The following is a 13,032-nucleotide window of genomic DNA, read 5'->3' as shown; positions in this document are numbered from 1 at the left end:
TCCGTGGCGACAGCGGCAGGGACGCCGCCCTTCGGAATCGCTGCAGCGCTGAGCCTGTTGGCCGGCGTCTGTGCCTGCCTCTGGTCGCCGTGGCTGCTGCCGTGGTGGGTGTCGTTGATCCTGCTGATCGGCGCTGCGTTATGCGTGTGGCGGGGTGTCGCTTCGTCGCAATCGCGCGCGCTGCTCGCGGGCTGGTGGCTTGCGGGGCTGGCGTTGGCAGGCCTGCATGCGGCGCATGCCCTCGCACTACAGCTGCCTTCCGCGCCGGCACGTCACGACGCGGTGGTCACTGGCCGCATCCTCGATCTGCCCGAACACGAGCCTCGCCGATCGCGCTTCCTGTTCCGAGTCGATGACGGTGTCGCCGACGCGCGCCTGCGCGGCGGCGATCTCAGGCTCGCGTGGTACGAAGACGACCCTGCCAGACGAAGCACCTTGCGCGCGGGCCAGCAGTGGCGTTTCGACGTGCGATTGCGCGCGCCGCGCGGACTGCGCAATCCCGGCGGCGCGGACGCGGAGAAGTTCGCGATGGCGCAACGCATCGCCGCGATGGGTTACGTGCGCTCGCCGGAAACGGCAATACAGCTCGCCCCGGCGCACGGCATCGACGCGTGGCGCGACGCGATGTCCGAACGCATCGCGACCCATGTCGATCGACCATCCTCGCGCTTCATACGCGCGCTGGCGCTCGGTGATGTGCGAGGCCTCGACGACGCCGCCTGGACCGTCCTGCGTGCGAATGGCCTGACCCACCTCATCGCGATTTCAGGTTTCCACGTGGGCCTCGTCGCCGGCTTCTTCGCGCTGATCGTGCGGGGCCTCTGGTGGTCATGGCCGACCTTGTCGCGCCGCGTGCCAGCGCCCATCGCGGCCGCCGCGGGCAGCGTCGTCGGCGCCGCCCTGTACACCGCCGTCGCCGGCTTCGCGCTGCCGACGGTACGGACGGCGCTCATGATCGCCATCGTCGCCGGCCTGCGCGGGTTGCGGCGCCGGATGTCGGCCGGCGAATGCCTCGCGCTGGCCGCCTTTGCGATGCTGCTAATCGACCCGTTGGCCGCGCTTTCGGCGGGTTTCTGGCTGAGCTTCGCCGGCGTCGCGTGGCTGTTGTGGTGCCTGCCAGAAAGCGGCAGGAATGCGGTGCACGATTTCCTCTCCGCGCAGGGCGTGGCGTCGGTCGGTCTGCTGCCGATCGCGGCGATCCTCTTCGGGCAGGCGTCGCTGGCCGGCCCGCTGGCGAACCTCGTCGCGGTGCCATGGTGGAGCCTCGCCGTCGTCCCGCTGGCATTGCTGGGGCTTGGGCTGGAATCGGTGCACGCGGGAGCAGGCGAGTGGGCGTGGCAGCTCGCCGCGTGGTGCTTCGATCTCAGCTGGCCGCTCTTCGAGTGGCTGGCGGCAAGCCCGCTGTCGTTCTGGTGGTTGCCGGAGGCTGCCTGGTTCGCTTTGCCGCTCGCGCTGATCGGCGCGTTCTGGCTGCTTCTGCCACGCGGCACGCCCGGCAAGGCGCTGGCGGCGCTGCTCTGGTTGCCGCTTCTGTGGCCAGACCGGCGCGTACCCGTGGCCGGCGAAGCCGAACTGGTCGTCATCGACGTGGGACAGGGGCAGTCGGTGCTGGTGCGAACCGCGCACCACGCATTGCTGGTCGACATGGGCCCCGCCGTGCAGGATGGCTTCGATGCCGGCGAGCGTGCGGTGATCCCGGTGCTTCATGCACTCGGGGTGCCCCGGCTGGACGGCGCCGTGGTCAGTCATGGCGACAACGACCACGTGGGCGGTTGGCCGGCCGTGGCGGCGCAATATCCCGTGCCCATGCTGTTTGCGCCCGATGGAGTTCGCCTACCGGGGAGCCGGCCTTGCCTTGCAGGCCGCGGCTGGACATGGGACGGCGTCCGGTTCCGCTTCCTGCACCCGCCGGTCGATTTCCCGTACCTGGGTAACGAGTCCAGCTGCGTGCTGCGGATCGAGGCGGCGGGGCGTTCGGCGCTGATCGCCGGCGACATCGGCGGGGTCATCGAGCGCCGCCTCGCGCGCGAGCAGCCCGCGAGCGTGCGCGCCGACGTCGTGCTGGTCGCCCATCACGGCAGCGGCGGGTCGTCCGATCCAGCCTTCGTCGCTGCGACGGGCGCCTCGGAGGCGCTGGTCTCATCGGGTCACGGTAACCGGTTCGGCCATCCGAGGCCGTTCGTGGTTGGGCGCTGGCGCCATGCCGGGGCCGCCGTCCACGACACCGCGATGGAAGGAGCGCTGCGCGTCCGGCTGGAACGTGGCGGAATCAAAGTGGAAGCGCGACGAGAGGCACATCCGCGCCTGTGGGACGCGGCGCGGCGCGGGGACTCGCGTTCGGCTGGGCTATCCTATCGGGAAGATCGAGACGGCCGAGGGCCGGAGGGGTAGTTCGCGTGCTGGAACTGGTCAAGGCCGGCGGTTGGCCGATGATTCCGCTGTTGTTGCTGTCGGTGCTGGCCCTGACGCTGATCGTCGAGCGCGCCTGGACGCTGCGCCGCAGCGCCGTCCTTCCGCCGAACCTGGGCAAGGAAGTCCGCACCTGGGCGGGCAGCGGCAAGCTGGACCCGGCCCATATCGAATCCCTGCGCCGCACCTCGCCGCTGGGCGAGCTGCTGGCCGCCGCGCTCGACGTGCGCCTGCGTCCGCGCGACCAGATCCGCGAGCGCATCGAGGACGTCGGTCGCCACCTCGTCCACAAGATGGAGCGGTACCTGAACACGTTGGGCACCATCGCCGCCGCCGGCCCGCTCCTGGGCCTGTTCGGCACGGTGGTCGGCATGATCCAGATGTTCCTGGGCATCCTCGATCACGGCATCGGCGACGTGAACCAGCTTGCCGGCGGCATCGGCAAGGCGCTGGTGTGCACGGCTACCGGCATGATCGTCGCGATCCCGGCTCTGGCCGCCCACCGCTGGTTCCGCGGTCGCATCTCCGAATACATCGTCGCGATGGAACACGAGGCCATCGCGCTGATGGACACGCTCGACAGCCGCCCGGCGACCGCCGTGCGCGCGCCGCAGGCCGCTTGAGGCACGCCGCACGATGCGTATCCGCGACCACCGCGCCGACGATGAGCCGCACATCGACCTGGTGCCGCTCATCGACGTGATCCTGGTGCTGATCATCTTCTTCGTGGTCACCGCCACGTTCGATGCGCGCTCGGTGCTCAAGCTCGAGCTGCCGCGCGCCACCGGCGAGGCCGCTACCGATCCGGCCAAGGCGCTGATCGTGCTGGTGAACGCCGATGGCCGTTACTTCGTCGACGACCGCGAAGTGCTGCGCAGCGACGTCGAATCGCTCAAGAGCACCATCGCCGAAGTGGCGGGCAACGATCGCGACCGCCCGGTGATGCTGCGCGCCGACGCGCGCACGCCGTACCAGGCCGTCGTCACCGTGTACGACGCGCTCGGCCAGCTCGGTTTCCGCAAGGTCATGAACGCGACCGCGCCGCAGACGCATGAGGCGGCGGCAGAGGCGAAGAAGTGAGTCGCGAGGTCTCCGCCGGGAAAATCTACCGACGGTTGCTGCATTTCGTCGCGCCGTATCGCGGCGTGCTCGTCGTGGCGCTGGTCGGCATGCTGATCGAAGCCGGCGCGGCGGGCGCGTTCGCCAAGCTGATGAACCCGATGGTCGACGAGACCTTCGTCACCCGCAATCCGAACGTCAGCCTCGTGCTGCCGCTGGCGATCATCGGCATCTTCGTCGCGCGTGGCATCGCGGGCTATCTCACCGACACGTTCATGGCGCGCGCCGGCCGCAGCATCGCGCGTGACCTGCGCGTGCAGGTGCTGGGCAAGTACCTGCGCCTGCCGGGCCTGCGTTTCGACACCGAGCCGGTGTCCTCGATGCTCACGCGCCTGGGCTCGGACAGTGACCAGGTCGCGCAGGCCGCCATCGACGCGGCCAAGGTGATGCTGCAGCAGTCGCTGCAGGTGCTGGTGATGCTCGGCGTGATGCTTTACACCAGCTGGCGCGTGACGCTCGCGGTGTTGCTGCTCGGTCCGCTGCTGGCATGGACGATGGACAAGGTCGGCCGTCGTTACCGCCGCATCGGCCATCGCATCCAGGAGAGCGGGGCGCAGTTGCTGCAGTCCGCCGACCAGGCGCTGTCGAACCATCAGGAAGTGAAGGTCTACGGCGCGCAGGCGACCGAACTTTCGCGCTACACCGGCCAGGCGAACCACCACCTGCGACTGAGCCTTAAGGTCGAATCCACGCGCAGCATTTCGTCGGCGATGGTCCAGCTGATGGGCGCGATCGGCCTGGCGATGCTGTTGTTCTTCGCCGGGCGCGAAGCCATGCAGGGCCGCCTGACCGCCGGCGAATTCGTCAGCCTCATGGTGGCGATGCTCGCCGTGATTCCCGCGCTGAAGCAGCTCACCAACGTGCAGGGCATGCTGCAGCGGGGCGTCGCCTCGGCCGAGCGCCTGTTCGACGTCATCGACACGCCGGACGAAGTCGACAGCGGTACGCAACCGCTCGATCGCGCGCAGGGCCTGCTCGAATTCCGCCACGTCACCGCGCGCTATCCCGGCCAGGCCGAGCCCGCGCTGTCCGACATCACCTTCGAGGCGCGCCCCGGCACGGTGACCGCGATCGTCGGCCGTTCCGGCAGCGGCAAGTCGACGCTCATCAAGCTGATCCCGCGCTTCTACGACATCGAATCCGGGCAGATCCTGCTCGACGGCCATCCGCTGCAGGACTACCGACTTGCGGACCTGCGACGCCAGGTCGCACTCGTCGGCCAGCAGGTGATGCTCTTCGACGGCACGGTCGCGGCGAACGTCGCGTTCGGCGAAATGCAGTCGGCCGATCCGGAAGCGCTCGAACGCGCCGTGCGCGGCGCCAATGCGATGGAGTTCGTCGAACGCCTGCCGGAAGGCCTGCAGACCGACATCGGCGCCAAGGGTGGCAAGTTGTCCGGCGGGCAGCGGCAGCGGCTGGCGATCGCGCGCGCGATGCTGAAGGACGCGCCGATCCTGATCCTCGACGAAGCCACCGCCGCGCTCGACACCGAATCCGAACGCCTCGTGCAGGGCGCGCTGGACACGCTGATGCCCAACCGCACCACGCTGGTCATTGCGCATCGCCTGTCGACGATCGAACACGCCGACCAGGTGCTGGTGCTCGACCAGGGCCGCATCGTCGAGCGTGGCACGCATGCCGAGCTGCTCGCCATGGGCGGGCTCTACGCGCACCTGCACCGCATGCAGTTCCGCGAGGCCGAATGAGGCAGGGCCCGGTGGTGAAGACGAACCCGGCGAAGGCTCGCTGCACGAAGATGCATTCGACCGACGGCTCGATGGGGAAGGCAAGGTGAGCAAGGGCCCGGTGAATCCCCCCGCATACTGGTACGGCGACCTGCCGGTCCCACTCGGCGCGCGCCTGTTGTCCGGTGTGTACGGCGCCGTTTCGGGTTTGCGCCGCCGCGCGTATCGCAAGGGCTGGCTCAAGCGCGGGCATCCCGGCGTGCCGGTACTAGTTGTCGGCAATCTGACCGCCGGTGGCGCGGGCAAGACGCCGCTGACGATCGCGCTGGTCGAGCGCCTGCGCGCCGAAGGCTGGAATCCCGGCGTGGCGAGCCGCGGCTACGGTCGCGACGAGGCCGGCACCGCGCGCTGGGTCGATTCCAAGAGCGACGCCGCGCTGTCCGGCGACGAACCGGTGCTGATCGCGCAGCGCACCGGCGCGCCCGTGCGCGTCGACAAGGATCGTGCGGCCGCGGCGAAGGCGCTGGTGCAGGCCGGTTGCGACCTGGTGATCTGCGACGACGGCCTGCAGCATTACCGCCTCGCGCGCGATATCGAGATCGAAGTGGTCGACGGCCGTCGTCGCTACGGCAACGGCCGCTTGCTCCCCGCCGGCCCGATGCGCGAGCTGCCCGATCGCGCGCAGTCCTGCGATTTTCGCGTCGTGAACGTCGGTACCGGCGGTTGCGATACGGGGTTCGGCGAGTGGTCGATGCGCCTGGTCGCCGACATGGCCGATCCCATGCTCGGCGGCCGCCCGCGCAAGGTCGGCTCGTTCTCGGGCCAGCGCGTGCATGCGGTCGCCGGCATCGGCGATCCGGAGCGCTTCTTCTCGACGCTGCGCGAGTTCGGCATTGCCGTCGTGCCGCACGCGTTTTCCGACCATCACCAGTACCAGGCCAGCGATTTCGAGTTCGGGAGCCGTGAACTGCCCGTGCTGATGACCGAGAAGGACGCGGTGAAGTGCGCCGCGTTCGCCGACGAGCGCTTCTACTCCGTGCCGGTGCGCGCGGAACTGCCGGAAGCGTTCTGGGTGAGCCTGCTGGACCGCATCTCGGCGAAGGCGCGCGAGTATCGCGAAGGCCGCGCATCAGGAGCGAAGACCGCATGAATGCCACTGCGCGCGATTTCGTCGTCGCCATTCCCGCGCGTTACGCCGCCAGCCGCCTGCCGGGCAAGCCGCTGCGCCTGCTCGCCGGCGAACCGCTCGTGCTGCACGTCGCGCGACGCGCGCTGACCGCCGGCGCGCGCGAGGTCTGGATCGCGACCGACGACGACCGCATCGCCACCGCCCTGGAAGGCGCCGGCGTGCGCGTGGCGATGACGTCGGCGGACCACGCCTCCGGCACCGATCGCCTGGCCGAATGCGCCCGCATCGCGGGCTGGAGCGACGACACCATCGTGGTGAACCTGCAGGGCGACGAGCCTTTCGCGCCGGCGGCGGGCATCCGCGCCGTGGCCGAGCTCATGCGCGTCGGCGACACGGAAATGGCGACGCTGGCCGCACCGGTCGCCGACGTCGAAACCCTGTTCGATCCGAACGCGGTGAAGCTCGTGCGCGCCGACGACGGCCGCGCGCTGTACTTCAGCCGCGCGCCCATCCCGTGGCCACGCGATGCGTTCGCCCGCGACCGCAGCCGCATGCCGGAAGGCGGCCCCTGGCTGCGCCACATCGGCATCTACGGCTACCGTGCCGGTTTCCTCCAGCGCTTCGCAGCGTTGCCGCCTGGCCGCCTGGAGCAGATCGAATCGCTGGAACAACTGCGCGTGCTCGAGGCCGGCTATCGCATCGCCGTCGGGGTGACGCCGGAGCCGTTCCCCCCGGGCGTCGACACGCCGGAAGACCTTGCCCGCGCCGAAGCCTGGATCGCCAGCGGCCATGACTGAGCCCGTCCGCCTGCTCGTCGTGTGCCTTGGCAACATCTGCCGTTCGCCCGTGGCGGAAGGCGTGCTGCGCGCGCGTATCGCCGGCTCGACGCTCGCCGGGCGCGTGGAACTCGATTCGGCCGGCACGGGCGACTGGCATGTCGGCGAGCCGCCGGATCTACGGGCGATCGCCAACGCCGCCAGCCACGGCGTCGACATCGCCGGCCTGCGTGCTCGGCAGCTGTCGGCGTCGGACTATCGCCGGTTCGACTGGCTGCTCTGTGCCGATCGCGCCAACCTGCGCGACGTCCGCGCCCGCGCGCCGGCCGATGCGCACGCGCGCATCGCGCTGCTGCTGGAGTGGGCCGGTGTGGAGGACGAAGGCGAGATCCCGGACCCATACACGGGCGGGGCATCGCAGTTCGAGCACGTCTACCAGCTGCTCGATCGCGCTGCCGATGGCGCGATCGCGAGGCTGCGCCGCGAATACCCGTCGCGCCTGGGCTGAACGGCCGTCCGGATCTGTCCGCAGGGCAGGCCGCGCACGGTCTGTCGCCTTGCCCTGACGCATAATCGGCCCCATCCCTGAGCCGATGTTCATGACTGCAATTCCCGCCATCGTCCCGTCCTGCGCCTCGACCTCGTGTCGTGTCGCGCGCGCCTGCGACGCGCCTTCCGGGCCCGGGCGTAGATGAGCCTCGCCGCCGCACCGGCCTTCGACGGAAAGGCCTTCGTCAAGCACCTGAGCACCGCGCCCGGCGTCTACCGGATGATCGCGGCGGACGATGCCGTGCTGTATGTCGGCAAGGCCGGCGCGCTGAAGAACCGCGTCTCCAGCTACTTCAACGCCACGCCGAAGTCGGCCCGCATCATGGCGATGCTGGCGCAGACCGCGCGCATGGAAGTCACGGTGACGCGCACCGAGGCCGAGGCGCTGATCCTCGAAAACCAGCTCATCAAGTCGCTGAAGCCGCGCTACAACGTGCTGCTGCGCGACGACAAGAGCTACCCGTACGTGCTGATGACGCAGGAAGCCTGGCCGCGTATCGCCATGCATCGCGGGCCGCGCTCGATCCCCGGGCGTTACTTCGGTCCGTATGCGAGCGTCGGCGCCGTGCGCGACACGCTCAACCTCATGCACAAGCTGTTCAAGCTGCGCAGCTGCGAGGACAGCGTGTTCCGCAACCGTTCGCGGCCGTGCCTGCAACACCAGATCGGGCGCTGCAGCGCGCCGTGCGTCGGCCTGGTGCCTGCGCGCGATTACGCCGAAAGCGTGCGGCGTTCGGGCCTGTTCCTGGAAGGCCGCAGCGACGAGCTCAGCGAGGAACTGGCCAAGTCGATGGAAGCCGCGAGCGTGCGGCTCGATTTCGAGGAAGCCGCGCGCCTGCGGGACCTGTTGCAGTCGATCCGCAGCCTGCAGGCGCGACAGTACGTCGATGGCCGCGCTGCCGACCTCGACGTACTGGCGATCGCGATGCACGGCGTCACCGCGTGCGTGCTGCTGCTGGCGTTTCGCGACGGCCGCAACCTCGGCACGCGCGCGTTCTTCCCGAAGACCAACGGCAGCGAGAACGCTGAAGAAGTGCTCGCCGCGTTCGTATCGCAGTACTACGGCGAACAGACGCCACCACGCGAAATCGTGCTCGATCGCGACATTCCCGACCGCGACCTGATCGAACATGCGCTGTCGAGCACGTCGGATCGCCGCGTGCAGATCAAGTGCAACGTGCGCGCCGAACGCGCTGGCTACGTCGACCTGGCGCGTCGCAATGCGGAACTCGCACTCGCCGCCGAACGCACCAGCCACGCCGCGCAGCACACGCGTGCGGAAGGCTTGCGCGAACTGCTCGGACTGGAGGCGTTGCCATCGCGCATCGAGTGTTTCGACATCAGCCACACGATGGGCGAGGCGACCGTCGCCTCGTGCGTGGTGTTCGACGCGCAGGGGCCGGTACGCGGGCAATACCGTCGCTTCAACATCTCCGGCATCGAGCCGGGCGACGATTACGCCGCGATGCACCAGGCGATCGAGCGCCGCTTCCGCCGCGCGATGGAGGAGGGCGGCGTGACGCCCGACATCCTGCTGATCGACGGCGGCGCGGGGCAGGTCGCGCAGGCGAGGGCGGTGCTGGATGACCTCGGTGTCGAAGGCGTCGCGCTGGTCGGCGTGGCGAAAGGACCCGAGCGCCGGCCCGGCGAAGAGGAGCTGCTGCTCCCCGACGGACGGACGGTGCGCCCGGGCGCCGAGTCCCCGGCCCTCCAGCTGGTGCAGCAGGTTCGCGACGAAGCGCACCGTTTCGCCATCACCGGCCACCGGGGGCGCCGCCAGAAGGCGCGCAACACGAGCCGCCTGGAAGACATCGCCGGCATCGGCCCGCGCCGTCGCGCTAATCTGTTGCGGCATTTCGGCGGACTGGGCGGGCTGAAGGCAGCGGGCATCGAGGAGATCGCACGCGTGGACGGCATCAACGACGCGCTGGCCGAGCGCATCTATGCGACCCTGCACGGGCTGGACGTGCCCGACAAACCCGTCGAACGACCGCCCACCCCATCGGACACGACCGAAACGACCGGCGACGCGCGGAGCGAAGGATGAAGTTGACCGTACCCACCATGCTGACCCTGCTGCGGATCATGCTGATCCCGGTGCTGGTGCTGGTCTTCTACCTGCCCTACAAGTGGACGAATTTCGCGGCCGCTTTCATCTTCGCGTTCGCGTCGATCACCGACTGGCTCGATGGCTGGATCGCGCGGCGTTACAACCAGTTCTCGGCGTTCGGCGCGTTCCTCGATCCGGTGGCCGACAAGCTCATGGTCGCCATCGCATTGCTGCTCACCGTGCAGAAGCATCCGACCGTGTGGATGGCGCTGTGGGCGGCGGTGATCATCGGTCGCGAGATCGCCGTCTCCGCGCTGCGCGAGTGGATGGCCGAACTTGGCCAACGTGCGACGGTGAAGGTCGCGACGATCGGCAAGATCAAGACGATCGTGCAGATGGTGGCGCTGGTGTGCCTGCTTTATCAGGAGCCGTTCTACGGCCTGAATATTTTCGTGATCGGCGAATGGCTGCTCGCGGCGGCTGCATTGCTGACGCTGTGGTCGGGTCTTGCGTACCTTCGTGCAGCGTGGCCGGTGTTGCGCGAAGACGCGCGTTCATAGAGAATATGCGCATCGCGAACGCAGACGCGTTCGACGATTCGACCGGGAGTTGGCAGCCAGGTCGGTGGTTCGGGAAGTCCGCTGACGGGATTTCCCACGGAGTGAAAAAGGTGTTGACACTTTTCATTCCATGCCTAAAATGTCGGTTCCTCAGCGGGAATAGCTCAGTTGGTAGAGCACGACCTTGCCAAGGTCGGGGTCGCGAGTTCGAGTCTCGTTTCCCGCTCCAGTTTCTGACAAGGCCCCGTTCTCGGGGCCTTGTTGTTTCAGGTCCCCGTGCGTGAACGGGCTTGGAATATGAAAGAATCCCGGATCCGATCCAGGTTCCACGGATTCCAGTCACCGGCCTGGTGGCAGAGTGGTTATGCAGCGGACTGCAAATCCGCGTACGCCGGTTCAATTCCGACCCAGGCCTCCAGAAAGAACGAAAGCCCGACCGAAAGGTCGGGCTTTTTCTTTGGCGCCTCGATCGCCAGCGTTCGGCGCGCGCGCCACCCTCGCGTAAGCTACGCACGCGCTCCAGCCCGGATGGCGGAACAGGTAGACGCAGCAGACTTAAAATCTGCCGGCCTCGCGGCCGTCCCGGTTCGATCCCGGGTCCGGGCACCAACCTCCGTATCAGGATTTTCCGACCTTAATCGGACTATTCCCATGGCTTGGGTCTGAGCCGCTACCTACCATTCCTCGCATCGCAGACGGCCCGCCGCCTGCGGGTCGCACCGCCGGAAGTTCCGGATGGTTTCCCTCTGACGATCCGGCGCTCCTGACCAGGCGTGCCGAGCATGCGCTGCAATGCTCACACTCCTTCGCACCCGGCGCCGTCGCGCCGAACTCGAATCCGCTGCCCGCTACCTCGGCCCGATACGCCGGCAGATCCGCACGACACCGCTCACTCCGCCGCCGTCCCCGTGGCGCGTTTCCGGCGTGTTCGCGGTGCCGCAACTGGAAGCGATTGGATTCGATCGCGAGAGCGAACTGCTGCTGGTCGTGTCGCGCGACAGCCTCGGCGTCATCGACTGCGCCAGTGGCGAGAAGATCGCGCGGAAGGGCGGTACGCAGCGCGACAGCCGCCCGCAACACCTGCTCCAGGCGAAGGGCATCGGCCCGCTCGAGCATGTCGAGGTCGCCATCGCCGGGCGCAAGGGCGGGGGGCTGCCGCGTGCGACGGAGGACGGCTGGTCGCTTGAACTTGTCACGCTCGAATGGCCTACGCAGGACGTGCTGCTGGTGCCGCCGGGTAGCGCGCTGTTCGTGTGCCATGAGGACGACGAGGCGCGCTTTACCCGCATCGAAAGCGATCCGGAAATCCACGCATGCGGCTTTTCCTTCTCCGGACGCAGCCTGGTGATCGCGGCCGGCGACGATCTGACGATCTATCACCGCGACTGACGCGGCGCCCGGCGCTGGAAAACGCGCGGTGGCCACCCCGTACAATGCGCTCAAGCATCGCGGGATGACGCGCAAGAGGGCTGGGGATGTCGGATTCGGTCGAGATTCGTATTGCGGTCCTCGGTCTGGGATACGTCGGCCTGCCGCTGGCGGTGGCATTCGGCCAGCGTCACGAGACGATCGGCTACGACATCGACGATGCCCGCGTCGCCAGGCTTCAAACCGGGCAGGACGATAACGGCGAGGCGGACGTGCATGAAATCGCGGCCGCTTCGCGGCTCCGCTTCGTCGCGAATGCCGCTGAACTGCGCACCTGCAATGTCTTCGTCGTGACGGTCCCCACGCCTGTCGACGAACACAAGCGGCCGGATTTCCGTCCGCTCGTTGAAGCCAGTCGCACGATCGGCGGTGCACTGAAGAAAGGCGACACGGTGATCTACGAGTCGACGGTGTATCCGGGGGCGACGGAAGAGATCTGCGTTCCGGAGCTGGAGCGCGTTTCGGGACTGACGTTCAATCAGGATTTCTTCGTGGGCTACAGCCCCGAGCGGATCAATCCGGGTGACAAGCAGCGCAGGCTGGTCGACATCCCGAAGGTGACATCGGGTTCCACGCCGGAAACGGCGGAGTTCGTCGACGCGCTGTATCGCGGCATCATCAAGGCCGGGACGCACAAGGCGTCTAGTATTCGCGTCGCGGAAGCGTCGAAGGTCATCGAGAACACGCAGCGCGACGCGAACATCGCGCTGGTGAACGAGTTCGCGCTGATCTTCCAGCGTCTGGGCATCGATACGACCGAAGTGCTGGAAGCGGCGGGAACAAAGTGGAATTTTCTGCCGTTCCGGCCGGGTCTGGTAGGCGGGCACTGCATCGGCGTCGATCCGTACTACCTGATCCAGAAAGCGCAGGCGGCCGGGTATTACCCCGACATCCTGCTGGCCTGCCGGCGCATCAACGATGCGATGGGCGAGCACGTCGCGACCGACGTGGTGAAGCTGATGATCCAGCGCGACATCGCCGTCGCCGGATCGCGCATCCTGATCCTGGGGCTGACGTTCAAGGAAAACTGCGCGGACCTGCGCAACACACGCGTGGTGGAGCTGGCGCAGAAGTTCGGCGAGTACCGGGCGAAGGTGGACATCCACGATCCGTGGGCGCAGGCCGACGAGGCGCGTGAAGCGTATGGGATCGAACTGGTTGCACAGCCACCGTTCGGCGCCTACGACGCGGTCGTCCTGGCCGTCGCACACGACCAGTTCCGGGAACTCGGGGCGAAGGGCGCTCGCGCTTTCGGCAAGCCGCATGCGCTGCTCTACGACATCAAGAGCCTGTATCCGCGCGACGAGGTCGACGCGCGTCTGTAACG

General features: G+C 68.2%; 10 protein-coding genes, 3 tRNA genes and 1 pseudogene. All 14 read left to right on the top strand.

Annotated features, from left to right (window positions below; all coding sequences use genetic code 11):
• Positions 1 to 3 precede the first annotated feature (3 nt).
• Positions 4 to 2,503 (top strand): annotated as a pseudogene (locus tag ABIE51_RS12490) (DNA internalization-related competence protein ComEC/Rec2); the annotation flags it as partial.
• Positions 2,397 to 3,032, top strand: coding sequence for a MotA/TolQ/ExbB proton channel family protein (locus ABIE51_RS12485; protein WP_115841658.1), 636 nt, complete (start codon positions 2,397 to 2,399; stop codon positions 3,030 to 3,032). The pseudogene ABIE51_RS12490 and the gene ABIE51_RS12485, both read left to right, overlap by 107 nt.
• A gap of 13 nt (positions 3,033 to 3,045) precedes the next feature.
• On the top strand, positions 3,046 to 3,489 hold the full coding sequence (locus tag ABIE51_RS12480) for an ExbD/TolR family protein (protein WP_115841657.1): 444 nt from the start codon (positions 3,046 to 3,048) through the stop codon (positions 3,487 to 3,489).
• Positions 3,486 to 5,234 (top strand): lipid A export permease/ATP-binding protein MsbA, encoded by a 1,749-nt coding sequence (gene msbA / locus ABIE51_RS12475; RefSeq protein ID WP_253335593.1) that lies wholly within the window; start codon positions 3,486 to 3,488, stop codon positions 5,232 to 5,234. Before ABIE51_RS12480 ends, msbA begins: the two co-directional genes overlap by 4 nt.
• An 85-nt stretch (positions 5,235 to 5,319) precedes the next feature.
• Complete coding sequence (gene lpxK, locus ABIE51_RS12470) at positions 5,320 to 6,363, top strand: tetraacyldisaccharide 4'-kinase (RefSeq protein WP_354504186.1); 1,044 nt, start codon at positions 5,320 to 5,322, stop codon at positions 6,361 to 6,363.
• On the top strand, positions 6,360 to 7,139 hold the full coding sequence (gene kdsB, locus ABIE51_RS12465; RefSeq protein ID WP_192630972.1) for a 3-deoxy-manno-octulosonate cytidylyltransferase: 780 nt from the start codon (positions 6,360 to 6,362) through the stop codon (positions 7,137 to 7,139). The genes lpxK and kdsB overlap by 4 nt, the downstream gene beginning before the upstream one ends.
• Positions 7,132 to 7,626, top strand: coding sequence for a low molecular weight protein-tyrosine-phosphatase (locus ABIE51_RS12460; RefSeq protein ID WP_192630971.1), 495 nt, complete (start codon positions 7,132 to 7,134; stop codon positions 7,624 to 7,626). The genes kdsB and ABIE51_RS12460 overlap by 8 nt, the downstream gene beginning before the upstream one ends.
• A 183-nt stretch (positions 7,627 to 7,809) precedes the next feature.
• Positions 7,810 to 9,714, top strand: coding sequence for an excinuclease ABC subunit UvrC (gene uvrC, locus ABIE51_RS12455; protein WP_115841652.1), 1,905 nt, complete (start codon positions 7,810 to 7,812; stop codon positions 9,712 to 9,714).
• The gene (pgsA, locus tag ABIE51_RS12450) at positions 9,711 to 10,277 is read left to right on the top strand and encodes a CDP-diacylglycerol--glycerol-3-phosphate 3-phosphatidyltransferase (protein ID WP_115841651.1); all 567 of its coding nucleotides are present in this window, start codon (positions 9,711 to 9,713) and stop codon (positions 10,275 to 10,277) included. The genes uvrC and pgsA overlap by 4 nt, the downstream gene beginning before the upstream one ends.
• Positions 10,278 to 10,430: 153 nt before the next feature.
• A tRNA-Gly gene (locus ABIE51_RS12445) sits at positions 10,431 to 10,506 on the top strand.
• Positions 10,507 to 10,621: 115 nt separating this feature from the next.
• Positions 10,622 to 10,695, top strand: a tRNA-Cys gene (locus ABIE51_RS12440).
• 104 nt (positions 10,696 to 10,799) lie between these two features.
• Positions 10,800 to 10,886 (top strand) — tRNA-Leu (locus ABIE51_RS12435).
• Positions 10,887 to 11,069: 183 nt separating this feature from the next.
• Positions 11,070 to 11,666 carry a hypothetical protein gene (locus ABIE51_RS12430; protein ID WP_192630970.1) on the top strand — a complete coding sequence of 199 codons (597 nt, stop codon included), beginning with the start codon at positions 11,070 to 11,072 and terminating at the stop codon, positions 11,664 to 11,666.
• 86 nt (positions 11,667 to 11,752) lie between these two features.
• Positions 11,753 to 13,030 (top strand): nucleotide sugar dehydrogenase, encoded by a 1,278-nt coding sequence (locus tag ABIE51_RS12425; protein WP_192630969.1) that lies wholly within the window; start codon positions 11,753 to 11,755, stop codon positions 13,028 to 13,030.
• Positions 13,031 to 13,032: the final 2 nt, after the last annotated feature.

The sequence above is a fragment of the Lysobacter sp. OAE881 genome (assembly GCF_040546665.1).
GTDB classification, from domain to species: domain Bacteria; phylum Pseudomonadota; class Gammaproteobacteria; order Xanthomonadales; family Xanthomonadaceae; genus Lysobacter_J; species Lysobacter_J soli.
The sequence above is the reverse complement of the archived record's forward strand: the minus strand, read 5'-3'. Positions and strand labels throughout refer to the sequence as shown.

What these genes read in the sequence shown, in the direction of transcription:
- ABIE51_RS12480 (WP_115841657.1), top strand. Translation starts at nt 3,046, where the DNA reads ATGCGTATCCGCGACCACCGCGCCGACGATGAGCCGCACATCGACCTG.
- kdsB (WP_192630972.1), top strand. Translation starts at nt 6,360, where the DNA reads ATGAATGCCACTGCGCGCGATTTCGTCGTCGCCATTCCCGCGCGTTAC.
- ABIE51_RS12460 (WP_192630971.1), top strand. Translation starts at nt 7,132, where the DNA reads ATGACTGAGCCCGTCCGCCTGCTCGTCGTGTGCCTTGGCAACATCTGC.
- uvrC (WP_115841652.1), top strand. Translation starts at nt 7,810, where the DNA reads ATGAGCCTCGCCGCCGCACCGGCCTTCGACGGAAAGGCCTTCGTCAAG.
- pgsA (WP_115841651.1), top strand. Translation starts at nt 9,711, where the DNA reads ATGAAGTTGACCGTACCCACCATGCTGACCCTGCTGCGGATCATGCTG.
- ABIE51_RS12430 (WP_192630970.1), top strand. Translation starts at nt 11,070, where the DNA reads ATGCTCACACTCCTTCGCACCCGGCGCCGTCGCGCCGAACTCGAATCC.
- ABIE51_RS12425 (WP_192630969.1), top strand. Translation starts at nt 11,753, where the DNA reads ATGTCGGATTCGGTCGAGATTCGTATTGCGGTCCTCGGTCTGGGATAC.